The sequence below is a fragment of the Novipirellula rosea genome (assembly GCF_039541335.1).
Classification (GTDB): domain Bacteria; phylum Planctomycetota; class Planctomycetia; order Pirellulales; family Pirellulaceae; genus Novipirellula; species Novipirellula rosea.
The window spans coordinates 83,334-107,600 of sequence record NZ_BAABGA010000012.1 but is presented as its reverse complement, the minus strand read 5'-3'; the positions used below and the strand labels follow the sequence as shown (position 1 = coordinate 107,600).

General features: G+C 54.9%; 14 protein-coding genes. 6 read left to right on the top strand and 8 right to left on the bottom strand.

Annotated elements, in window-relative coordinates; genetic code table 11:
• Positions 1–145 precede the first annotated feature (145 nt).
• Positions 146–1,747 (top strand): pyridoxal phosphate-dependent decarboxylase family protein, encoded by a 1,602-nt coding sequence (locus tag ABD971_RS04920; RefSeq protein ID WP_345319981.1) that lies wholly within the window; start codon positions 146–148, stop codon positions 1,745–1,747.
• A gap of 207 nt (positions 1,748–1,954) precedes the next feature.
• Here ABD971_RS04920 and ABD971_RS04915 read toward each other — a convergent pair whose 3' ends face one another.
• The 3 genes from ABD971_RS04915 to ABD971_RS04905 form a co-directional block, all read right to left on the bottom strand.
• Positions 1,955–5,203 (bottom strand): sulfatase-like hydrolase/transferase, encoded by a 3,249-nt coding sequence (locus ABD971_RS04915; protein WP_345319979.1) that lies wholly within the window; start codon positions 5,201–5,203, stop codon positions 1,955–1,957.
• Between the two features lie 182 nt (positions 5,204–5,385).
• A complete protein-coding gene (locus tag ABD971_RS04910) occupies positions 5,386–6,735 on the bottom strand; it encodes a sulfatase family protein (protein WP_345319977.1) in 1,350 nt (449 codons plus the stop codon).
• Positions 6,732–8,387, bottom strand: a complete 1,656-nt coding sequence (locus ABD971_RS04905) for an arylsulfatase (protein WP_345319975.1) — start codon at positions 8,385–8,387, stop codon at positions 6,732–6,734. Before ABD971_RS04905 ends, ABD971_RS04910 begins: the two co-directional genes overlap by 4 nt.
• 312 nt (positions 8,388–8,699) lie before the next feature.
• Here ABD971_RS04905 and ABD971_RS04900 point away from each other — a divergent pair, with 312 nt between their 5' ends.
• On the top strand, positions 8,700–10,217 hold the full coding sequence (locus ABD971_RS04900; RefSeq protein ID WP_345319973.1) for a sulfatase-like hydrolase/transferase: 1,518 nt from the start codon (positions 8,700–8,702) through the stop codon (positions 10,215–10,217).
• Positions 10,218–10,275: 58 nt separating this feature from the next.
• On the opposite strand, the gene ABD971_RS04895 is transcribed toward ABD971_RS04900, so the two are convergent.
• The 5 genes from ABD971_RS04895 to ABD971_RS04875 form a co-directional block, all read right to left on the bottom strand.
• Positions 10,276–12,219, bottom strand: a complete 1,944-nt coding sequence (locus tag ABD971_RS04895; RefSeq protein ID WP_425571259.1) for an arylsulfatase — start codon at positions 12,217–12,219, stop codon at positions 10,276–10,278.
• Positions 12,220–12,365: 146 nt separating this feature from the next.
• Positions 12,366–13,784, bottom strand: coding sequence for a sulfatase family protein (locus ABD971_RS04890; RefSeq protein WP_345319971.1), 1,419 nt, complete (start codon positions 13,782–13,784; stop codon positions 12,366–12,368).
• Between the two features lie 39 nt (positions 13,785–13,823).
• Positions 13,824–14,000 (bottom strand): hypothetical protein, encoded by a 177-nt coding sequence (locus tag ABD971_RS04885; protein WP_339946001.1) that lies wholly within the window; start codon positions 13,998–14,000, stop codon positions 13,824–13,826.
• 126 nt (positions 14,001–14,126) lie between these two features.
• Entirely contained in the window at positions 14,127–15,296 is a 1,170-nt protein-coding gene (locus tag ABD971_RS04880; RefSeq protein ID WP_339945999.1) for a DUF1559 family PulG-like putative transporter, read from the bottom strand.
• A gap of 695 nt (positions 15,297–15,991) precedes the next feature.
• Positions 15,992–16,114: a hypothetical protein gene (locus ABD971_RS04875; protein WP_345319968.1), complete on the bottom strand. Its 123-nt coding sequence runs from the start codon at positions 16,112–16,114 to the stop codon at positions 15,992–15,994.
• 634 nt (positions 16,115–16,748) lie between these two features.
• Between ABD971_RS04875 and ABD971_RS04870 the strand changes: the two genes are divergently transcribed.
• From ABD971_RS04870 to ABD971_RS04855, 4 genes are all read left to right on the top strand, one after another.
• Complete coding sequence (locus ABD971_RS04870; RefSeq protein WP_345319966.1) at positions 16,749–18,659, top strand: potassium/proton antiporter; 1,911 nt, start codon at positions 16,749–16,751, stop codon at positions 18,657–18,659.
• A gap of 786 nt (positions 18,660–19,445) precedes the next feature.
• Positions 19,446–20,741 (top strand): DUF1559 family PulG-like putative transporter, encoded by a 1,296-nt coding sequence (locus tag ABD971_RS04865; protein WP_345319964.1) that lies wholly within the window; start codon positions 19,446–19,448, stop codon positions 20,739–20,741.
• 256 nt (positions 20,742–20,997) lie between these two features.
• Positions 20,998–22,542, top strand: a complete 1,545-nt coding sequence (locus ABD971_RS04860; protein WP_345319962.1) for a hypothetical protein — start codon at positions 20,998–21,000, stop codon at positions 22,540–22,542.
• A 495-nt stretch (positions 22,543–23,037) separates the two neighbouring features.
• A complete protein-coding gene (locus ABD971_RS04855) occupies positions 23,038–24,108 on the top strand; it encodes a DUF1559 family PulG-like putative transporter (RefSeq protein WP_339945989.1) in 1,071 nt (356 codons plus the stop codon).
• Positions 24,109–24,267: the final 159 nt, after the last annotated feature.

Genomic DNA, 24,267 nt, shown 5'->3' with positions numbered 1-24,267 from the left:
ATCGAGCCGAACAATAAGTGACGGGTTTTCCCGTAGCGGAAGTCGTCAAGGCTTTCGGGCATTCCGGACAGAAAACGAAAGTCTTGACGACTTCCGCTACACTGCATTAGATGCATTGGGTGAAGTCTCAGTCGAAGGAAACATGATGGACGCGAAGAAGCTACAAGATTTGGTCGATATGTTTTTCACATGTCGGCGAGACGATCTGATGCAAATATTCGGCGAAATGTTGTCGGCGCTCGAGGCCGAGCAATCGATGCCGCCGGGCCGATTGATGTCTCGCAACTACGAAACGGCTCAAGCAAACCCCGAGATTCATACCTTGCCGGGGAATCTAAAGGATGCGCGTGACGCCATCTTTCCGTTCTATTGGGGGACCGATAGCTGGCAGTCCAAACTGCATCTCGAAAACGTCAAAGGTCCACCCAACTTTGCCTCGTTGATCGGATCGATTGCGGCGCTACTGAAAAACCCCAATCTCTGTGTCGATACGTATTGCTTGCGATCCAATGAATTGGAAGTCAAGTCGATCACGGCGCTTGCGAATTTAATCTTCTATCACACCGAGTCCCCTTGGGGTGTGTTTACGATCGGAGGCACGATCTCGAATCTGTACGGCGGGAAGATCGGGATTGAAAAAGTCGCTCCCGGCACGATGCAAAATGGGCTCGGCGACAAGAAATTGGCGGGACTGGTTTCCGAGGCGGGACACTATTCCAACGCGACCTTGGCCGGTTGGTTGGGTATCGGAGTGAAAAATCTGCACTCGATTCCGACCGATGAAAATATGTCGATGCGGTTGGATCGACTGGAGCAAAAACTCGACGAAATGTACTCCGATGGCGTCAAGGTTGCATTTGTCATCGCCACCTTCGGCACCACGGATGCCTTCGGGATTGATGACATTCAATCGATTAAGGAAATCATCGATCGCAAATCGCAACAATATGGCGTTACGCCCGCGCATCTACACGTCGATGCTGCGGTCGGTTGGATCAGTTGCTTTTTAACCGAATACAATATCCAAACCAATCCGCTCGGGGCGAACGCAGAAACATTGGAATTGATTCAGCGCACTCAGCAAGCGACCGTCGGATTTCGCTATGCCGATTCGGTCACGCTCGACTTTCACAAAATGGGATGGGGACACTACCCCTCGAGCGCCTTCATTGTCCGTCATCGCGACGACCTGTTGCACCTGACTCGAACGCTCGAAGAGATTCCCTATTTTTCCGAAGCTGATTTTCGTCATGATCCCGCACTGTTTACGCTGGAGTGCTCGCGGCCTGGGATTGGCCCCTACGCCGTGATGGCGTCGCTCAACGGCATCGGGCTAAACGGTTATCGTTGCCTCGTGGCGAACGCGATCGAAAAAGCGAACCAGTTGAAAAAGCGGATCGAAGAACTTGATTTTTGCAAAGTGCTGAACTTAAATACGCCCGGGCCCAGTGTGTGTTGGTGGGTATTGCCGCGAGGACGCAACGCCAAAGAGTTGTTCAAGCAACTCGAAGAGGGGACCATGTCGGTCGAAGAGCAGACGCAGTATTTCGGGGAAATCAAGCGACTTTACAACAAACGAGCGGCCACGCTTGATCCCGCCGTCGATGCACGATTGAGCTTTACCACTTCGATTGGCTACTGTCCTCATGGGATCCAGTTGCCTGCTTGGAAAGCCGTGATCTTTAATCCAAAAACCGACGACGAAGTGATCGACCGTCTAGTTGCAAGTATCAAGGATCTTGTTTGATTCGATGATTGAGCGTAGCGCCGGTTCCATTGAGCCGTTAAGAGCGGTCGGAACAATAAGTGACCGGTTTTCCCGTAGCGGAAGTCGTCAAGACTTTCGTTTTCCAGGCTGGTCGAAACTCTTGACGAGTTCCGCTACGTCAGTAATGACTCCTTAGGCCCTACTTGAAACTACACACTCGTTTTCCGCTCGTTCCCAAAAAAACACTCAGTCCGCGATCTCGAACCTTTGTGCTTCATCGGGGCCTGGGTTTCGATAGGCGGGGTCTTTGGCACGAATGAAGATTTCGCCATCATCCAAAACTCGGACCTCCAGCGGCACAATCGTGACGCCTTGCTCATTGATCGTTTTCGCGTTGTCGCCGATGTCGCGAGTTTCAATTCCTGTTCGCGATAGCGGAGGAACGTTGCCGTTAAAAAAAGCAGTGCACCACCACCGGCCCTGTTTGTCTTGGAACGGAGTGCCGTGTCCGAGGAAGCGGCCGGCAAATTTGCGTGGACCATACGGACCGGTAATCTCGTCCGCGACACTGTAGTACAAGTTGTACGAACCCCGGCGGCCTTGATCGGTCGACCATGCGGTCCCCAGGTGCACGTATTTGCCATCGACTTTGATCATCGTCGCGCCCTCGTGACCGATGCGGCTGATCGGTTTTCCGTCGGGACCTGGGCGGCTTCCCGCCGGATCAATTCGCACCGGATCGCCGGTGTAGCGGCTCAGATCCTTGCTCAAGGGAGCAATCATCGTGTTTTGCCAAAGCAGATAGATCGTTCCATCGTCGTCGGTAAACAGCGACGGATCATGGCGAGGGCCCATGCCGCCCTTCATTGGATGCGTCCATGGGCCTGCGAGCTCTTTGCCCGCGGTCGTTGCGAGGCTGGAAACCTGTTTCGGGCAATGCACCAGGGCCCAGCGGTCGCCGAGCCAATGAATTTCAGGAGCCCAAATGTGTTTCGGCTTCTTGTCTTTTTTCGTCGCAGCAAAGATGTCGTCGATCGTGAAAATCGGACCGAGTGATTCCCAGTGGATCAAATCTTTGCTGCGATAGACTCGCACCTGATCGCCGACGATGCTCTCGCCGCCAAGACCGATGTTGTAAGGATCCGCCGCCTCGCGTGGATCGTCCGCGTTGGGCTGCGTCCCGGTCAAATAATAGTAGTCGTCGGGCCCGAGTGTGATATACGGATCGCGGATCCAGCCCGATTTGATATGTAGCGCCCGGTCATGCGATTGCAGTCCAGCCCGAATCGTTGCGGCGTCCATCACCGGTCCTGGTTTTCGATCCGTTTTTTGCTGGATGAATGCGGACGCCGGGAAGTCATCGGCCGCAGTTGTCGCATCGCCTGATTGTTTCTTCTTCTTGGCCTGCGTTGTGTTGACTTTGTAATCGATCACTTTTCCGTTGAACGGATTCGGTGCCGCGTAGTCGCCCGCAGCGGTTCGGTCGTCAAAGCCGACGCTCAATGCGTCGATCGGTTGTGCAGGAATAAAGCCGGGCGAGGGACGACGTAGCGGCGGTTGGTCGTTGACCGATAGCTGCATCTGATCGTCCGACAAAATGGCTTGCAGTTTGATCTTGCCGCGCACTTTTTCGGTCGCGATCAATCGCGTGACTTCGCCGTTGACTCGGACATCAAACGCGGGCACACCATCGATGAAGTGCAACGCGTATCCATGCTGGTTGCCGCCTTGCGCGAGCACGATGCCATGCGGGGTGTTTGCCTCGACAACGGCTTCGATTTTGATGCGTCGATTCGCGATTGCGGGCGACTCCACCGCCTTCGTTGCACCGCCACCCTCCGATGGCTCGGGGTCCCAGATCACTCCAACGCGGCGTGCCCATTCTTCCCACTGGGCTACCATCGATCGGGTGCGTTCAGGTTCCTTTTCCGCCAAGTCGTTCAGCTCGCTGCGGTCTTCGGCAAGGTTGTAAAGTTCCCACTTCAATTCGTCGGGCATGCGTTTGGCGTAGACCGCTTTCCAGTCGCCCTTTCGCAACGCGTGAGCTGCCTGATGATCAAACCCGATCGTGCGTTCGGGCAGTGTTTCGCCACGCATTGCCGGCAGCAGACTGGTGCCTTCGAGCGGCGTGATTGCGTTGCCGCCGAGTGTTTCGGGGTACGTCGCGCCAGCGGCTTCCATTAGCGTCGGCATCACGTCCATCACATGTGCCGGGTCACGAATCCAGTCGTCGGATTTGCCAATCCCCTTGGGCCAATGGGCGATGAAGGGCGAACTGATGCCGCCTTCGTTGGTAAAATGTTTGTACAGCCGGAACGGGGTGTTGCCGAGGTTTGCCCATCCGCTGCCGTAGGACTGATGCGTGCCCCGTCCCCCAATTTCTCGAATCTTGTCACCCGTGTGAAGTGTCGTCGTACCGCGTCGTGATTTGCCGTCAAAGCCGAACGGGCCCCATTCGTAACAAGCTCCATTGTCACTGAGAAATAGAATCAGCGTGTTCTCCAGGTCGTCGGTTTGTTTCAAATGATCGATGATTTGGCCAACACCCTTGTCGACTCCTTCGACCATCGCGGCAAATACTGCCATCCGTCGAGCGAGGTCAAGTTGACGGTCTTGGTCAAGCGAATCCCAAGCAGGGTTTTGCTGGCCCGAGAAACCGTTAGCGATGTCATCGCGGTCAACCGGAACGAGGCTGCGTGGACTCAGTCTCCAGCGATCTCCGTCGACTAAACCGAGTTTCTGCATCCTCGCGAACCGTTCCTCTCGCAACACATCCCAGCCACGTTGGTAAGTCGCGTCGTACTTGTCCGCACGCTCCGCCGGAGCTTGCACAGGAAAGTGGGGTGAAGAATGGCCGAGAAACAGGAACCAAGGTTTGTCACTGCTTTGTCCTTTGCGAATGAAATTCAACGCGTACTCGTTAAACACATCCGTCGCGTAGAAATCGTCCGCCGCAGGATCGATCTCCTTTTTGCGACCTTCCGGTAATCGGATGTAGTAGTCCGCATCGTATTGGTCGTGCGAATGATCGTCGGTGTAACCATAGAACTCGTCAAATCCACGCCGGATTGGTCCAGTTTCCGGATGTAGGTGCCATTTGCCAACGTAATAGCATCCGTATCCCGCTGGTTTCAGAACTTCCGCAAGCGTCGCACATTGATCGTTCAGTCGGCCAATGTATCCAGGGCCTCGTTTGGCGTCAGGCCGACCTGTGGTGAAGTCACCAATGCCGGTTTGCGAAGGATACAATCCTGTCATCAACGATGCTCGCGTCGGACAACAGCGGGCCGAGTTATAGACTTGAGTAAATCGTGCACCACCCGCGGCGAGAGAATCGATATTGGGGGTCGGGATCTCGCCGCCGTAGCAACCCAAATCCGAATAACCCAAGTCATCCGCCAGGATCACTAGGATGTTGGGGCGTTCGGCGGCGGTCGCCCATGTTGACAACATGACAGCCGCGATGGCGGTGAGTCGCTGAAGGAGGTAAGTCATTCGCATTTGATTTGTTTTGGAATAAACGTTTGTTGTTCTGGGGATAACGGCGGGATGAGGGATCGGGACATTGTGAATCGGGTGCTACGTCTTTACTGAATCGCTGTAAGGCAACGCCTGCTTAGCGTTTCGATCCCTTCAGCACGTCGACCGGTTTTGGACCCGTGATTGGATACGGCGTATTAAAAATCTGTTGAGTATCGCCCTGCTGCACCATCCAATGCGTCTAGCATCGCGGACATTTTCTTCACTTGGTTAGCGAACGTTGGATCGTTGGCCAAGTTGTGTTGTTCATCGGGATCGTTTGCCAAATCATAAAACTCGACTGCAGGACGCTGATAGTATTTCGCCACGATCGCGGCGGCTTTGGGATCGGTCCTCGCCGCTTCGTCCCACGAATCCCAATAAGCACCGGCGCCGTCTTTGCGGTCGATATCCGAATGGTTCGAGTGGTAGCAATCCGGACGCAGATTACGGATGTATTTAAATCGATCATCGCGAACGGCACGGATCGGGTAAACGTTTCGATTGCCGTCGCCACTGTGAGTGGTGTAGATGACCTCACGATGTGAGTTGCGTTTGCTCCGCAGCACGTCGGCAAACGATCGGCCATCAATGCCCTCGGGCACTGTTCCGCCAGCGAATTCAATCAGCGTGGGCATTAGGTCGATCCAGCTCACCATGGCGTCGCTACGAACGCCGGGCGTAATGTGTCCGGGCCAGCGAACAATCAGTGGCGTTCGAGTGCCGGTGTCATATAGATTCCATTTGCCAAAGGGCCACTGCGCTCCATGGTCAGCGCTGTACAGAAACAAGTAGTCGTCATTTCCGAAATAGGCCTTCGCCATGCGGTCGACTTCGCCAATCATGGCATCCATCCCGGTCACATCGGCAAGATAGCGGGCCCAGTGCTGGCGAGTTTCGGTCGTGTCGACCGAACCGACGGGCAGTACGACATCGTCCGCGTTGTACGATGTTTCTTTGATCCATGACACATGCGGCCGATGGTCGCCGACCATTAAGCACAGCGGTTGATCCGATTCGCGTTTGGCAAAGTAATCACGAACCAGTCGCTTGATGCCGTCGCGATTACGGCCTTTGGGATAATCCTGGGCGTGATCAAATCCCGCCATTTCGGTTTCCTTGCCATGTCCGACTTTGCCAAACGCGACCACTTCGTAGCCTTCGGTTTGCAACTGTTTGACCATCGAAAGCGTGTCGGGCCGCGGCATTTGATGATTCGGTTCGGCGCCGTTGCGTGCTGGCATCAATCCACTTAGCAGCGCCGCACGACTGGGACCGCACGCGGGCGAAGCGACAAAAGCACGGTCAAAAACCATTCCCTTATCCGCTAGCGCTTGCATGTTCGGCGTCTTCGCTGAGGGGCTGCCGTAGACCGAACTGTCTTTCCAGCCGTGATCGTCGGCAACGAAAATGACCATGTTTGGTTTGTCTGCTGCCGAAACGGTGCAAACAATCAACAGCGTGATGGCAATTGCAGCAGAGTAGGTGCGTGTCAGGTGACTCGTCATTTTTTTCCCCCCTCGCCCGCTTGATCGGCTTTGTTTTGTCCCGCTTTGCCTCGTTGCTTTTTGCCTTTCAGTTTTCCTTTTGTCGCAGGTCTTGGCAATACATTGGCGTACTTGGCCCAGTCTCGCCACTGTTTCGCCATTGCTTCGGCGACTTCGGGATTTTGGCTCGCCAGATTGTTCTGCTCGGTTCGGTCCGATTTCATATCAAACAGTTCCCACTCGCCCTTCAGGCCTTGGCGAACCAGTTTTCGATCTCCCACGCGAATCGCTGCGTTTCCTTCGTGTTCCCAGTACAGCGGACGATTGGCAAAGTCACCGCTGCCGATGAGCAGCGGTTTCAAGCTTTGCCCCTGCATCGGCACGATCGCATTCCCCTTGAATTCATCTGGGTAAGTCGCTCTGCCGAGATCGACACAGGTTGCCATGATGTCAATCAGATGCGTCGGTGTCTGGATCCAAGCATCCGGGCCCGTGCGAGGCTCGATCGCCGCTGGCCAATGAGCGATCAAAGGGCTCGACGTGCCGCCTTCGTGGTTGTAGTGCTTGTACTTGCGAAACGGGGTGTTGTTTAGATGGGCCCAGCAGCGACCGATGAAGACATCTGAGTGCGGATCGCCAGGGTGCTCGCCATTGTACTTGCCCGACACGCCTGCTTCGGCATTGCCGCCGTTGTCCGAAAGGAACAGGATCAGCGTGTTGTCGAGTTGTTTTCGCTGACGCATTGCGTCGACCAATTTGCCGATGTTCTTGTCGACCTCTTCGATCATTGCGGCGTAGATCGCCATCATGTCGTCATAGCGTTTTTGTTCTTCAGGCGAGAGCGAATCCCAAGCCGGAATTTCCTCGGGACGCGGTTCGAGTTTCCAGTTCTTGTCGATGAATCCCTGTTCGATCTGTTTCGCATAACGCTGCTCACGCAACTTGTCCCATCCGGCCATGTATTTGCCGCGATACTTGGCGATGGTCTCCTCGGGTGCCATGCATGGAAAATGGGGTGCGACATGTGCCAGGTACCAAAAGAAGGGCTTCTCGTCCGCGATCGCTTCGTCGATGAACTTCAGGCCTTGTTCGGTCCACAGGTCGCTGCCATACCACGGAGGATTCAGTCGCGGGTCCTCCGATGAAATCGTTTCTCCATTGAGGAACAGGTTGGCGCCCCCTTTGCTGCCGGTCTGGTTCGAAAAATGGACGCCGCCTGCTGCCAAGTTCAAACTGCGGTCAAACCCGCGGCCCCACGGGTTGACGCCATGATTCGCACCGACATGCCATTTACCCGTCATCGCGGTAAAGTAACCGGCTTGCCCCAGCACTTCGGCGATCGTGACACATTGTTCGTTCAGCCGTCCCTGGTAACCGGGGACGCCTTGGTCGGTTGTCATCCAGCCGATTCCGGCCTGGTGTGAATACAGTCCGCTCAATAGCGATGCACGTGTCGGGCAACATCGGCCGGTATTATAGAACTGCGAAAATCGCACTCCGTTTTCGGCCAGTGCATCAAGGTGAGGCGTGGGGATCTCGCTGCCATACGGTCCGATGTCCGACACTCCCATGTCGTCGACCATGATGACAACAATGTTGGGACGGTCGGCTGCGGAAACGAACATGGAGGTAAGCGTTGCAATCGACAACGCCAGTATGAAAGGGAGCTTCATGGGGGAGTGCACAATTTTGAGGAGAGGGGGGGAAGACTCGTGTTTACCTGCAACGGCTTGGAAAATCAATCAAAAAAGGGTGCTTCTGCTGTATCGCGGGTCCGGGTGAAATGGAATACGATCAGCAATGCCAACTCTCGACATCGTTTTGTGGGATTTCTGAGGGATTTTTCGATCATCGGCAACATCAGCAGGCGGGCGAAGCCGTTGCCTGCATTTTCGAGGATGACGGCTGGAAGTCTATCTCACTTTTTTCTTGTCCGTCTGACTCTGAATGACTCTTCGTCGGTACAGCACTTTCGTCCATAGACTATGAATATTTTCTACATGCGATCACTGATCTTTTGTGCTGCAACGTTCGTCTCTTTGCCGAGTCTCCTTTGGGCCGATGACGCTACCCGGCCAAACTTGATCTTCATTTTCGCTGACGATTGGGGCTATGGTGATCTCAGCGCAATGGGCAATCTGTCGGATGTGAAGACGCCGCATTTGGATGCCTTGTCGCAACAGGGGGTGATGTTCACGGACGCCTACATCACCGCGCCGCAGTGTTCGCCATCACGTGCCGGGCTGATGACCGGTCGTTATCAACAACGTTTTGGATTCGATACGATCCCAGACGGCCCGTTGCCGCTGGATCAACTGACGGTCGCAGAACGATTAAGAGAAGTCGGGTATGCCACCGGTATGGTCGGCAAATGGCACCTGGAACCGAACGCAGTCTGTTTGAAATGGGCAAAACAACACCAACCTGATGGCATTCAAGGCAATCGAGTGCTCGTTCGTCGCGATTTGTCGATGCCATACTGGCCACAGTCACGTGGCTTCGATGAATTTTTTCAGGGTGAGCTCAATCCGTACTGGGCCAACTTTGACCTCCGCGGCAAAACTCTGAATCCGACCGGCGAAACAGTCCACGATGGTCGCTTTCGGGTCGACGTTCAAACTGACGCTGGGCTGGCATTTATCCGGCGCAACGCCGACAAGTCGTTCTTTCTGTACCTCGCTCACTATGCACCGCATGTTCCACTGGAAGCGAGCGAGAAGTATCTGCAAAGGTTCCTGGGGGATATGCCCGAGCGTCGCCGAACCGGTCTCGCAATGATCAATGCGGTTGACGAGGGCGTGGGGCGCATCATGAAGTTGCTTCAAGATAAAGGCATTGCCGACAACACATTTGTGATGTTTGCCAGCGACAACGGTGCTCCGCTGGGGGCTCACACCGGAGAATTGATGGCCGACATTCTACCTGTCGGAAAGCCTGGTCCGGCGTGGGATGGTTCCCGCAACGATCCCCTCCGTGGCGAAAAAGGAATGGTCGCCGAAGGAGGGATCCGTGTTCCTATGATCTGGTCGTGGCCAGCAAAACTTCCCAAAGGAAAGATCATCAGTGAACCCGTTATCAGTCTGGACATGACGGTGTCGGCATTGGCGGCGGCAGGAGTAAACGCGGATTCAACTTCAAGTCTTGATGGAGTTGACCTTGTTCCCTGGCTCTCAGGAATCGAATCCCAGAAGCCGCAGCGTGACCTGTACTGGCGATTCTGGAACCAGGGAGCGGTTCGCGACGGAGACTGGAAATACATTCTCACTGGCGATGGACGTGAACTGCTCTTCAACATCCGCGATGACAAAGAAGAGCAACACAACCTGATCAATAGCCGACGTGGCCGGGCAAAAATCCTGCGTGACAAACTGAAAAGCTGGACGAGTGAACTAAAGCCGCCGGGGCTGCCCTCGGCACCACTGAATGTGCAAGAGGTCGGCTGGTACAAATACTATTTCGATGAAAAGGTCACAGCGACGATGTCTGACGTTAAGTCGGACTGATCGCTCGTTCTCGAATTTTCGGATGGGGTTTATCGGGCCACGAAGTTGCCATTGCTTCTTATTGGGGCCAATTTGACAGCGTCTTTCCGTCGGAGCCGAGCAGTTGCAAGTCGGCAATCGTCGCCGCACCTGGACCGTCGCTAATATCAATACGCAATTGATAAAGTCGCACCGCTTCGGCGATGTCGATGCGGACCGCTTGCCATGCGTTGCTCGATTCCACCACAAACGGAATCTTGTTGCCTTGCGGCAAGATGATTTTGGCGTCGGTGGTGTAGAAGACTTCGCCTTCGGATGCTTCACCCGACTTGGCATCAACCATCAGCCTGAATGTGATTTGGTAGGGGCCTTTGGGAAGTTGCTTGTTTCGCAAGTCCATCGCGATTCCAGGATCGTCACCCGTGAACTGCAAACGCAATTCGTTTCCGACGATTTTCAAAGTCGTGTTTTTGCGGGCACGGATGTGGTTTGCAGATTGCAAGTTTGCGGATTTGCCCTTCTTAGTGGAACCGGCGTTTGTTTGCCTTTTCTTTTGGTACTCCGCAGGCGTATCTGCGTCAAAGTTGGTCCACTCGCGATGGCGATGCGGCAACGAAGCTTCCTTGACGGGCGCACGTGCTTTGGCCGGAGCGTGCACGACGTTCTCGGCCATCTCGTGCCACATCGCAATCATTTTGTTTAGCCGTTCGGGCTGCTGGTCGGCAAGGTTATTCAGCTCACATCGGTCCTCGGCGACGTTATACAATTCCCACGCTTCACGTTGAAAACTGACAAGCTTCCAATCGCCATCGCGAAGACCGCGGTCCTCGGCAAACATTAGGTGAATGGGGGAGCGTGCTTCAAGCGGTTCACCCCGAAGTAACGGTTGCAGCGAGACTCCCGAAACGGGACGCAACGTTCGATCCTCGTGTGATTCAGGAATGTTGGCTTTGGCAAGGTCGGCCAGCGTTGGTAAAACGTCGATCAAGTGAGCCGGTTGCTGGATCATGCTGCCCGATTCGACCTTCAAACCCGCTGGCCAGTGCACAATCGCAGGAGTCGAAATTCCGCCTTCGAATTGGTTTTGCTTGTAGTAGCGAAACGGGCTGTTGCGAGCCCAGGCCCAACCGGTTGAATCACCGAAGGAGACATTCGCACTGGTTGGCTCGACATCCAAGCGAGCCGGTTTTCGGTCGTACGGGCACGCTCCGTTGTCCGAGACGAACAAGATGAAGGTGTTTTCGAGTTCGTTGTTTTTCTTCAAATCGGCGACCAAACGGCCCACCTCTTGATCGACGCGATCAATCATTGCCGCAAGCGTGGTCATGCGATTGGCTTCGTAGTCGCGTTTCCACTGTTCGAGATCATTCCACGCCGGAATGTGTTCAGGCCGAGGGCTCGGTTCGAGCGATTCAGGCAATACTCCTGTACGCTTCTGCTTGGCAATTCTCGCGTCACGTACCGCATCCCAGCCTTGGTCGTATTTGCCTTGGTACTTTTTGTAGTCTTCGGGTAACGCGTGCAGCGGCGCATGCGGTGCGTTGAAGGCCACGTACAAATACCATGGCTTGCCAGTGGTGCGGGCTTCGTCGAGGAATTTCAAACCGTAGTCGACGTTGGCAACGGTCGTATAAAACCCATCGCTCGGAACCTGCCACGGCTCGCCGTTAAGCCGGAACGTGTTGTCGCCCGAAAAATAATTGCATGCACCACTGAGGTGACCAAAGTAGCGTTGGAAACCAAAGTCAGTTGGCTGTTTGTCCAGATGCCATTTGCCCGTCATGGCGGTGAAGTAGCCCGCATCGCCAAGCACTTCCGCCGATGTCACGGCATGCGCAAGCGACGTGTCTCCCGCCGCGATGCAGTACTGGCCGGACAGCAAGCAAACTCGTGATGAATGGCATTTGGCGGTGTTGTAAAACTGTGAAAACCGTGCACCATTGCGGGCAAGTGCATCCAAGTTCGGCGTCTGGATCTCGCTGCCATAACAGCCGATATCCGAAAACCCCAAGTCGTCGACCATCATCACTACGACATTGGGGCGCTCGTCGGCGATGCAGGGACGCACCGACAGGATGCAAATGAATCCCATGCACCATGTGGTTATCTTGAGAAGGTTGGTCATGGGTGGTTTCCGGTGCGGGACGGTGAGCGTTGACTCACTTCTGATTACTTGCGTTTGGCTTGCTTTTTTCGATACGTTGCGCCATTGTCCGCAGGCATCGAGTTGTGCCAATCAAGAAGCTTTGTCTTTAAGTTTACCGCAATCTCCGGATAATTGGACGCCACGTTCGTCGATTCGGCTCGATCATGACTTAGGTCATACAGTTCCACGTTCGACCCGTCGTACTCGCACAATAGTTTCCATTTGCCCGATCGAACCGCGAGATCGGGCAGGTCCTCGACCCCGTAAAACGAATCGCGATCCGGAGGGCGGCGAAAGAAGATGGGCTTGTTGCGTGAACCCCCCTCTCCTCGCAGTGTGGCGACTAACGGTTCGCCGTCGAATTGGACATCCTTTGGGAACGGCGTGTCCGTCAACGTCAGCAAGGTCGGCGCAAGGTCAATCGCCGAGAACACCGATTCTCGGTCGACGTGCTCCTGCCGCCGAACGATCGATGGCCCCCACGCGATCAACGGAGATCGGACGCCCCCTTCGTACAGGTGCGTTTTGAATCCACGAAATGGACCCGCTTCTCCGGCCCCCGGTGCCGGACCGTTGTCCGAGCAAACCAGAATCAGCGTGTTGTCACGGAGCACGGCGTCGTTACGGATTCGATCAAACAATCTGCCGAACTGCTTGTCCATCGTTTCAAGCACGGACAGATACAACCGTCGCAGCGAACCATCGCCCCACGTTTCCACCGGTGGCCAATACGGGCCGTGAACATCATCGGGCCACAGGTTGATGTAGAAAGGTTGCTTGGCCGCGGCGGCTTTGTCGATGAACGGGATTGCTGCATCGACGAACCCCGATGTGATCTCCGATCTCAGCATCCAGCGATACCCGTCCCCAAGATTCTCGGCGTCCTCCCAGATCCGTCCTGGTTTTTCTTGCCCCGGTTTCAAGGTCAACGGCAGCAGTTTTGGCCCCATGCCCTCGAAATTGGTCAGCGATTCATCAAAGCCATAATCGGTGATCGGCGGAGCGTCGGTGACATCACGCTGCCCGCCCATGTGCCATTTCCCAAAGTGACCCGTTGCGTAACCGGCCTTCTGAAGCGAACGTGCCAGCATCGGAGCTTTGGGATCGAGCCATTGGGCCACGCCACGTTCATCGTTGCTCTTTCGATTGTTCAGATACGAAGTGATCCGCCATCGCTGTGGATACTGGCCCGTGGAAATCGCAACTCGCGATGGCGAGCAGATCGGCGAGTTGACATAGAACTGCTCGAACCGAACTCCCTCGGCTGCCAGTCGGTCGATGTTGGGTGTTTCAGCATCCTCATTGCCGAAGCACGAAAAATCGCCCCAGCCCATGTCGTCGATAAAGACAAGGATAATGTTGGGACGCTCTGCAGCCACGCTGGTTTGAAAAGATTGCCCCCAAAGGATGGCGAGAAAGGGGATAAAGAGTAGCTTTTTCATTGTGTTTCCGTTTCTGTCCGCTTCTAGTTACAACGGCAATCACATTCCGTCCCGAATCGCCGCTTCTCGTGCGCGATCACTTTCCGCATCCATCTGCTCAATCTCTTCGTTGGTCATCTCCGGCGCCGGGTTGACCGTTACCTCTGAACTCGTGCCGCATCCGAGCAGTGATACGAAACCCACCGCGATCGCGAAAACAATTGTACTGAACTTCATCGGGATAAGCTCCATTAAAGGATGGCTCGAAAGGAAAGTGGTTATCAAGCTTGGGATACGAATGCTGTTTTCTGGGCTTCACGACAACGTATCTCTTCACGACGACGCATCGCTGTGGTGGTTTGGCTATTGGTCACTCAGCGACGTTGTCTCTCTACCCGCCACGCTGCCCGCTGCGCCCCAAATGCCGTAATTGCTCGCCGAGCCTGCTGGCGGAGCCCCGGGCGCGGAGGTGCCGATTGGGCCTTGGTTCGTGTTCCCGGTATCGATGCTGTCGGTGATAAAGGTCACCGAGCCGTCGCCCATCAGCACGTGGCATCCGCCCTGATGACGGCTACCAGCGGAAAAGATTCCCCCTGGCCCATTCGCATCCCCATTGCCGCGGACACAGTTTGCAGAGTTTGGCGGCAATGTCTGACCCACCCCCGACATCATTGGTTCCCCTTGTGCCCAATTGGATCCACGATAACGATGGCCTCCCGAACTGGTGTCGATCGCAAGTGTCACGCTCGGCTTATAGAACAGGGGGCGTTCCGGATCGCGGGCAAACTCCAGGACTTCCGCCTTTGGGTTGTCCCGCATGTCATTGCCACTTCCGTTGCGCACCAAAACGTCGCCGGCAAGTTCGCGAGTGCCACTGCTGCGTTGAATTTCGGCCATCGCAATCGTCGTGCTTAAACCATCCAAGCAGTCACGGAATCGCGTGACAAAACGATCCTTGAAAAAGCCGCGATGTTGGCCAATGTTCACCGGAGTGCCCGCATTGTTGCGCGTGTTGTTGCAATTCCAGAACGAATCTCCAAAGCTAAATCCATAGTTCAGTTGGCCGAACGGGATGCCCGCGTTAGGGGCAAGGTCCGATGGGCATAACAGCGTCGGAATTTGAGTTCGCCAGGGCACGTAGTTCACGTTGTAGGACGCCGGCCCCATCGCAGGCCAAGTCGTGCCGCCCGCGTCGGTGTAACGATTGGAAATCTGCTCCCACACCGCTTGTTGCTCGAAAAACGGTGTTAAGCCCGGCATCGCAGAGAGACGTTCACGATTGGTCGTCAGCGCACTCGTTGTCGGTGTGCCGCTGCCGCCACCTTGTTGCGGAAGCTGATTGTAAGCCGAGTGGTAATTATGTAACGCCAGCCCCAATTGCTTGAAATTGTTGCTGCACGACATGCGACGAGCCGCCTCGCGGGCCGCCTGAACCGCAGGCAACAACAGGCCGACTAACACTCCGATGATCGCGATGACCACTAACAGTTCGACCAGCGTAAATGCCGAGCGACGTAACTTCGGTAACTTCATGATTAGACTCCGCAAAGAAGAGGGAGGACGCAGGCGACGATCTGGAAATATAGCTCAGAGAGATACTCCGAGATTTTCGACAAAGAGAATGGGGCCCTATTCGCGGCTCCGGCGATCCGGCTTGGTTTTTGGTGCTTTCAGGTTAGCGGTTTGCTATGTGTTTGCAATGGTTGCTAGCCGAGATACGTGCGAAGTAACCAAGTCTATACATTAAATGCTGACAAAATATGTAAGTTTTTTTTGGCGGGAGTGTCGCGGTTGCTAAGTGTCGCATTGGCGAGACTGGCTTGCACTGAAAAGCCTCTGAGAACACCGAGTGTGTTTGACAAAACGGACGAGGGTTGCCGCAGGAACAGGCGGTTGATCCAGTGCGCTACCTATCGACTTGGCTGTGTATCGATTTGATTACGAGTCGGTCTGGCTACACAGCGAAATTTGCATCGGAGAAAATTGCAGCAGAGAAATTTGCAGCGGAGAAGAGAAACGAAGTCGTTTCGGGTGACAGCTCGGACGAGAAGTGTCGGTGTGCGCCGACGCGATCCGCCTGCGGGATGCGAGCATTACCTAAACCCTAATTCAGAAAAGGCTTCAACGCGGAGAGCGTTTCGTTGAGAGAACTCTAGCCAGGGAAGGTTGAATTGACGAGGGCACAAATCTGCCAAAGAGACGCGATTTGCATCGGCTCGATTTGCAAGCTAAGTGTCTCCGTCATTGACAAGGATGCGAATGTGATCCTTGCCGGCACCCACGTGCAAATGGAAATGAAGTTGTCGCCCGTCGTCGCTGATCGATGGCAAATCGGCTGGTCGATGACGCACTGCGGTGTCAAAGAATTCGAGGTGAGTTCATTTTGGGAGATAGGCGTCCTCGGTCAGTTGAAGGTTTCGGGTGACGGTTTCGATGGATGATGATGTGAGTGTGTGACGATGTCGAAGTAGTCGTTCCGGGATCGGCTCGTGCCAGTGGTCCGCTGGTGTCAGTGGGCCGCTGGGGATTCAACTTTTCGTTTGGCCTCGCAAAACTAAACCCATGCGAAGGGCCGCGATCTACAATAAATTTTTCTGCCGCGATCAGGATTCTGGAAAAGTTCCTCTTTGAGCGACTGGCGGATGCGAGGGCGTTGTGAGCTGGGGGACCCCGTTTCTGCTGTAACCGTGGGGGGTGTCGGTTTCCGCTAGCCGCCGGATAAGGGGGGAGGGCGCGCCGGCAACGTGCCGCTGATCCATTGGGTCGAAAACGGTCGGCCGATGTCATGCCGACGCCAAGGCGGTTGCCGCTGATTGGACCTGTGCGAACATTCGATCGCATTGGGGGGTGTGGTTTCGAGAACCACATGGCAATTCGAACGCCAGTCCGATTCTCCAGCGACACGCAGTCGGTAAACTGGGGCAAACGCGATGGAGTGCTATCGCATATTTCCTCTGACACTGTGCGTCCTGCGATCGATTTGACATGTTAAGTATCGAAGCTTTGATTTTGATCACCGGCATTTTGCTGTTGCTGGGGATTGTGTCGAACAAATTTTCAGCGCGCATGGGCGTGCCCGTCCTGGTTCTATTTCTGCTCGTTGGCATGTTGGCGGGATCCGAAGGGATTGGCGGGATCGAGTTCGAAAACTATTCGCTCGCCAACGGGATTGGGACGATTGCGCTCAGTCTGATCCTTTTTGACGGAGGGCTACGCACTCCGTATCGCTCGATCCGTGCCGCTTGGAAACCGGCCGGGGTGCTGGCAACGATCGGGGTGTTTATCACTGCCCTGATCACCGGACTGGCTGCGTCGTGGTTTTTGCAGATTCCGCTTATGGAAGGTCTGTTGTTGGGCAGCATTGTGGGATCGACCGATGCCTCGGTCGTCTTTTCGGTACTCCGCTTTGGTGGCGTTCATATCCGCCGGCGACTCGCTGATACGCTCGAAGTCGAGAGCGGATCGAACGATCCGATGGCAATCTTTCTGACCGTGGGGCTGATTCAAGTGTTGACCGGGGCGGTGCCGCTCGGCCCCGGCTTGTTGGTTTTGTTTCTCACCCAAGTTGTGTTCGGAACCGTCGTTGGGCTGTTGGTCGGGTGGGGCGGTGTGTGGGTGCTAAAGAACATTCAACTCAGTGCCGCGGGGTTGTATCCAGTTTTGGCGACCGGGTTGGCGCTGTTTTCATTTGGTTTCGCAGCAGCGTTTGGCGGCAGCGGTTTTCTGGCCGTTTATTTGACCGGCATTGTGATCGGCAATCGCCGTCCCGTGTTCCACCGCGGTATCTTGTTGTTCCACGACGCCGCCGCATGGCTGTGTCAAATTTTGATGTTTATCGCGCTGGGAATCCTTAGCTTCCCCAGCCGGTTATTGGACGTGGCCGGACCGGCGCTGATGATTTCCCTCGTGCTGATTCTCGTCGCTCGGCCGATCGCTGTCTTCTTGTCCGTCTCGCTGTTTCGGTTTTCGTTCCGAGAGCTAACGTTTCTGTCTTGGGTGGGGCTCAAAGGAGCGGTGCCGATTACCTTGGCGACGTTTCCGATGTTGGCGGGGCTGCCCGGCGCCCCGTTGATGTTCGACACCGTCTTCTTTGTGGTGCTGGTTTCGGCGCTCGTGCAAGGCTGGACGCTGCCCTGGGTGGCGCGGTCATTGAAACTCGAGGTGCCCGCTCGCTTGCCACCCCCTGTGACGCTAGAGATCAGCTCCTTGCGAAACGTCGAAGGAGACATTGTCGATTACTTTGTCGATGATGAATGTCGCGCCGCCGGCCATTTGATCAAAAACCTGGCGCTGCCCGACGGCGTGGTGGTCGCGTTGATCGTCCGCGACGAGCAAATCATTCCCCCGCAAGGCCGTTCTCAGATTCAGTTCGGCGACCACGTCATTGTCGTGCTGCGGCCAGGCGTTCGTGCGATGGTGGATCGCGTCTTTGCCCATCGCGAATTGGAACCTGTGATCTTGCCGACGGCGCTCGAGTTCCCGTTGCGGGGGTCGATCACGGCGGCCGACGTAGAACAGTTCTACGACCTGCAGCTGGGCGCAAAGCCTGATGCGACTCTCGACGAAATCATGCGATCTCGGTTAAGTGCCAAGTCGCTTGTTCCCGGAGCCGCCGTCCAGTTTGATCGAGTCGTGCTGAGCGTCCGCGAGCTCACTGCAACGGGAACTGTGCAATACGTCGGCATGATGATTCTGCCCGAACCTTCGCCATCCGCAAAGCCAGCACTCGAGCCGGAGTTGGTGGATTCAGAAAACGAAAAGGATCAAGAAGACGCGCCGGTGGGATCATCGTCTTCGTCATCCCCTAGCGATCGTGCCCCCGACGAACTCGATGAAGAGCCAGGTGATGAGCTAGGTGATGAGCTAGGTGAAAAGCCCTCTTCTTCTCCGTCTTGATGTTTTGTCCATCCTGAGTTCTTTTCTTGGCTGGCTCTCGGCAAGTTGCAAAACCAACGACTGCAGCGTGCTGCAGGGTCTGTCGTTGGACGCCCGGTGGCTGGTGGTGCAAGGCAGCGCTCCCTTTCGGCTGGACTAAGCCGACGCGCAGCGGGCGAGATTCCATCCGCCGCCTGGACTGCAATTCAATCGAATCGAACGGGGCTGGAAACGCCCGTTTTTGTTTCGCGTCGTTGAAAACGTTGGCGACTTCAAAGCGAATTCGCATTAGCAAATGCGAAGTCCGTGTTCGGTCCGACGGGGCGAATTGCGGCGTAAGTCCCGGGTTGGGTCTTGACCCGGCACCCTTAGCGTTCTAGATTTAGTCTATAGACTTTTTCAGGTGTCTGTTTTATGAGGTGATGGAAGTGCGTTTTCTGAAAGTGCGTGGGGCTTTTGTCGCCGGTTCAGTTCTTCTGTTCATGACACTCGTGGGGTGTGGAGGGCCGGATAAGTCGAACGCGTCACCCGGGGTGGATGAGTTACAGCAATTTTTGGCGGAGCATCCCGACATCGATAATCCTAAGGACGAAGGACCTCCTTGATCTCGCGAGATTCGAAGTTTGCCACGCCTCTCTCGTGTTGCATCGCATTGAAGGGAACTGTGCTTGCATTCTTGGCTGCCGCTGGCAGGGTCGTTCGGAGGGGGACGCTGCCACGTTTTGATTCGCCAGTGTTTTTGATTGGGGGGCGACTGCTTTTCTTTTGCCATTCTTTTTCTTTTCTTTCGGAGACGGAGGTTCTCAAATGGATCAATCATCAAACCGAACGGGCTTCACTCTGGTTGAGTTGTTGGTCGTGATCGCCATCATTGGAGTGTTAGTCGGGTTGCTGTTGCCGGCGGTTCAAGCGGCTCGCGAGGCGGCACGGCGGATGAGTTGTAGTAACAACTTCAAACAGTTGGGCTTGGCGACTCATAACTATCATTCCGCCTACAATCAGTTGCCCGTGCAGATGGGAGGATCCGCCCAGGTGTCTGAGTTTGCAGCCGATGCTCGGCGACCAGGCACGGCGACGATCGCCAGAGGGAACAATCGTTTTTGGTTGAGTGCTCTAGTGGGGCTGACGCCTTTTTTTGAACAGCAAGCGATGTGGGAGCAGATCAGTAATCCTTATCTGATACCTGCCGGCGATCCTGGAGAAGGGCTTTTGTTTTCGGCAATGGGACCGTACCCCGGCAAGGGACTTGGCACAGGATCGCAGGGGCACGGCGAGAGCATGTATCGGCCCTGGTTGACCACGATCGGGACATTGCGTTGTCCAAGCGATCCCGGTGAAGGGTTGCCTGCGCAAGGTCGTACCAATTATGCATTTTGTCTCGGTGACGCGATTCAGCAAACCGACGAAGGGTACACCAGCGTGTCGGGATTCGAAAACAGTACCCGCGCCCAACGTGCTCGCGAGTCTTGTCGAGGTGCGTTCGTACCTCGAAAAACCATGCGGTTCCGCGATATTTTGGATGGGCTTGCCAACACGATCGTGATGGGCGAAATCAAAACGGATCTCGGAGATCGGGATGCATCGACCGAGTTGATCAAAGCCACCACGGAAAATATTCTGCGTACCAATCCTGGAGTTTGTGGATCGCAGCGAGATCCGCAGCGACCCCTGTTTTGGTCACAAACGCTCGGCAGCGGATTTGCGTTCACCGGTGGAGCGGAGCGTCAGCGAGGCTTTGTGTGGAGCTTCGGCAACGCGATGAATACCGGGTTTCATACCATACTTCCTCCCAACAGCGAGATCTGTGCGTCGGATTGGGTGAACGCGTCCGGCGGCTCTTCGGGCGGGGCATATTGGGGAGAAGGAGTGTATTCGGTAAGTAGCCGTCATCAGGGCGGAGTGCACGTTTTGATGGGTGACGGTGCCGTCAAATTTGTCACCGATTCAATCGAAGCGGGGCAAAGTAGTCACGCCACGGTGCGACAGGGGGGCACTGCCGCCGATCCTGTGTTCGCGACCAGCCCCGGATCGCCAAGTCCGTTCGGTTTGTGGGGATCGTTGGGAACCCGCGCTGGCAAAGAAGTCATTGACGAAGCGTTTTAATCTTGATCGCCCATGTGGCTGCCCTCGCTGGGTTGTCGCTGAGACGGAAAATACAACACCGCCGTGCCGCAAACTTGGACTGGAAAAAAGCGAAAAATGGATTGCCTCTGTTTTTCGCTGACCTAGGGTTGCTAAGCGGCGGTAGCTTGCAACACCCCGGTGGTTGCTCGATTGTTTTTTCCATCGATCTCAGTTGGGCGACGAATTGTGAAACGCGTTTGACTGGATTTGCCTTCGATAAAGGTCGTCCCCCCAGATGCGCGCGTTCAAAATTCTGCTTGTCCTGTTCGTAACGCTTTTCGTAGCCGTCCCCACCGGGATGATATTCTTGTTGGCGATCATTGCGACGATCGGTAGCAATGCCAATTCGCAATTTGACGCCAATTCGCAATTCGGCGGCGACGTGAAGGTAACCTCGGTTTCTCATTCCGAGTCGATCTTGGATCCTGCCGATCAGATCAAGATACAGCAGGGCAATGTGACGCTCTATTTTGATCCTGCCATGGACAAGGCGCAAGCCAAGGCGGTTTTGGGGGTACTGGCTTCGAAATGCCTACTGGGAACCAGCGATTATCAATACGCCTTTAGTTTGAGCTCGACTCCGGCGGCCCATCAGCTGAGATGCCTCGATAGCATGTCTCTGGAATTCTGCGAAAAACTGCAGCCGATCTACCAGTCGATGGCCACGATCATCAGCCACCAGTGTTTTCAAGGCGAGACGTTTCGCCTGGTAATGCAACCGTCTGACGCCGATGCTGCGGTGATCGCTGAAAACCGAAGCGATGTCGCAGCATGTTGGTTTAACGGTTCGCAGAGTGTCTTTTTCGAACAGCCCTTTTCGGCTCAAGATATCGAGGCCATTTTGGATGGCTTTCGCGAGCTTGGGATGGTTTCCCCCGAAAGCGACTTGGCTCACCTGTTTTTTCGCCACACCGAGCAATCTGGCGAGGTGCAGGTCATTGGCAAACAAAGCAGTCTGGATGCGATCGATCCGGCCACATTGCATGCAACGCTTCGCTATCGCGCCCTTCAATCGAGTCTGTTGTTATGTGCGGGGCGTCAATGCACCTTTTTGGTCACCGATCCCGGATTTAATCCCATCCAAAGCGTCGTGCATACGCCGCCGTTTCAACCCACTCAGTTTGCCAAAAACGGATGCATGCTGTATTTGTCTGACGACTCAATCTCTCAGGCGACACTCGATGCCATTGCCGCACGTTTGCCGACGATCCCCGACCGCGAGATCACGGTCGACTATTGGATTAGCCAGTCTGGCAATCAGTACACGGTCTTGGCTCCCTCCTCGGACGCCGTGCTGGAACGCGGTGCGGTGCTGCAGCGAAGTCTGTTGTCCACCGGAATCGGTATCAACAGTGAATTGCCCGACGAAGCGACGTTGACGATGATCGCGTGCGACGATGGTTTTCAGCCCCATCATTCGATCCCGGTTCGCAAGCGAATGGGACCTTATCTCGCGCGTAACAACAACCGCTTGAGCTATGCGATCTCATTTGATGAAGAGTTTGCCAATCGCGTTGCCGATTATTTCGAAGCTCAAGGCGTGTTCACCGAGCGTGGATCAGCCCACGTTGAAATCTTTCATTTGGATCAACCCGAGTCACTGCCGTGCGTGCAGTTGTATGTCACCGAGACAATGATTTCACCTGCATCGGCAGCTCAGACGAAAGCGTTTGGAATGAAAGTGGCCGCAGATTTGTTTCCCGAGCAAAGGTCTGTCTTTCAGCTGTGCAATGCTCTGGGCGTGCCGCTAAACGGATATGTTTGGGTGAACGAAGGGTAGGATCCGAGTCGTTGCCGATCGATCGATCGAGATTTGACCTGCGTCTCGGACATTTCGCCACACACAAACGCGGGGTCGCACAAAATTTGTGCATCTATCGCGTGAGCTGTGTGCAATTCCAGACGCTGGGTGGCCGGGTGGTAGGGTCGCCCCTAAGTCTCTTGTTCGTCAATTTCTGAAAAAAACGAGCCATTTTTGAAATAAAAATTGGAATCGCAATGTGGCCAAGCAGGACATGACTTGGCCCTCTAAGGGCGGTGCTCGGACCTTGTTCGTATCTGACAAAAGATCTTCGCTGCAAATTTTGTTGTTGAGTTCGGGCGAGGTATATCGCTTGCTTACCTTTCGCCTGCATCGGCCCTGAGGACTTCCGAACGGCATCCTCGGGATTCGACGACCCTGACAAGTTGTACTTGGATGGGCGTTATTGATGTTTTTTTTTGAGGGCGGTCTACGGGCCTCCAGAGCGCAAACAACGAAACAACGGAAGAAGAAGTGATCAAGAAATTTTCCCGTACTAACAGACACCATGACGCATTTACGCTAGTTGAATTGTTGGTTGTGATTGCGATCATCGGCGTGCTCGTCGGTCTACTTTTGCCAGCGGTACAGGCGGCTCGCGAGGCTGCACGGCGGATGCAGTGCAGCAACAATATGAAGCAAATCGGGTTGGCGGTGCATATGTACCACGACACCTTTACCGCAATTCCACCCGCCTCGTTCGCGAAAGCGAGCACGGATCCCAACTCGCTGCCCGCATCGTGGTTGGTGCGGATTTTGCCTTACATGGAACAATCCGCAGCGTATGAGCGAGCCGTTTTCGCTGGCAGTGATTGGGGAAATCGAGGTAACGGGATCAACCAAAGTTGGCAAGGGTTTCACAAGTTGATCGTCGAAACGATCAACTGTCCCTCCAGCCCTTTGCCGATGACTCGTACTGAAACGGCGCGACCGGGCACCGTTGCCTTAGGAGCTCCAGATCAACTGGAGACTCAAATCTCGTCGTATGCCGGCATCTCGGGTGAATACGGCTACGGATACTCCACCGGTACATCCGCTTGGTGGAATGGATACTTCGGTATGGCCGATTACTCGGGATGTATTCTGCCGGTCGACAGCAAAAATAGTCGCCCGCTTCGTTTTGCCTCGGTGATGGACGGTTTGAGCAATACGTTTGCTGTGGGGGAACAAGCCAATTTCAAACTCGTTCGCAACGCCGATGGAACCACCAGCGAGTATGATCATCGCAGCAGCAATTTCTACGGCGGAGCGTGGTGTGGCGGTGGGGGTGATGCCGATCCCAAAGCACTGTACGGCTATCGCCAAAACTATGCTTCGGTGCGACGAGGAATCAACTTTTCGCCGACCGCTGCAAATAATCCTTGGGGAACAGGTCAAAACGGCGGATGGCCCGGAAATCACTCGATCTTCAATTCGGCTCACCCTGGCGGAGCTCAATTCCTTCGCATGGATGGTTCAGTCCAATTTGTGACGGAGAACATCAATTTCCAAACTCTGTCCAAACTGGTGAACCGACGCGACGGCGAAACGATCGAAGAAATTTAGTCTTCGTATGAGTCGCGTTAAGTCGAACTTGCTTTTTGTATGACGGCCATTCGTGGCCGTCGTTTCTTTACGGGGATAATGATTCCAATCATGCCCGAACTTCATGAGCATGATGTCGCGCCGATGTTAAAGGTTGCCATTTGCAGCCGTCGCAGCAGC

Bases quoted from the DNA above. Each gene is read 5' to 3' on its own strand.
- ABD971_RS04920 (WP_345319981.1), top strand. From the start codon at position 146: ATGGACGCGAAGAAGCTACAAGATTTGGTCGATATGTTTTTCACATGT.
- ABD971_RS04915 (WP_345319979.1), bottom strand. From the start codon at position 5,203: ATGACTTACCTCCTTCAGCGACTCACCGCCATCGCGGCTGTCATGTTG.
- ABD971_RS04910 (WP_345319977.1), bottom strand. From the start codon at position 6,735: ATGACGAGTCACCTGACACGCACCTACTCTGCTGCAATTGCCATCACG.
- ABD971_RS04905 (WP_345319975.1), bottom strand. From the start codon at position 8,387: ATGAAGCTCCCTTTCATACTGGCGTTGTCGATTGCAACGCTTACCTCC.
- ABD971_RS04900 (WP_345319973.1), top strand. From the start codon at position 8,700: ATGAATATTTTCTACATGCGATCACTGATCTTTTGTGCTGCAACGTTC.
- ABD971_RS04895 (WP_425571259.1), bottom strand. From the start codon at position 12,219: ATGGTCGACGACTTGGGGTTTTCGGATATCGGCTGTTATGGCAGCGAG.
- ABD971_RS04890 (WP_345319971.1), bottom strand. From the start codon at position 13,784: ATGAAAAAGCTACTCTTTATCCCCTTTCTCGCCATCCTTTGGGGGCAA.
- ABD971_RS04885 (WP_339946001.1), bottom strand. From the start codon at position 14,000: ATGAAGTTCAGTACAATTGTTTTCGCGATCGCGGTGGGTTTCGTATCA.
- ABD971_RS04880 (WP_339945999.1), bottom strand. From the start codon at position 15,296: ATGAAGTTACCGAAGTTACGTCGCTCGGCATTTACGCTGGTCGAACTG.
- ABD971_RS04870 (WP_345319966.1), top strand. From the start codon at position 16,749: ATGTTAAGTATCGAAGCTTTGATTTTGATCACCGGCATTTTGCTGTTG.
- ABD971_RS04865 (WP_345319964.1), top strand. From the start codon at position 19,446: ATGGATCAATCATCAAACCGAACGGGCTTCACTCTGGTTGAGTTGTTG.
- ABD971_RS04860 (WP_345319962.1), top strand. From the start codon at position 20,998: ATGCGCGCGTTCAAAATTCTGCTTGTCCTGTTCGTAACGCTTTTCGTA.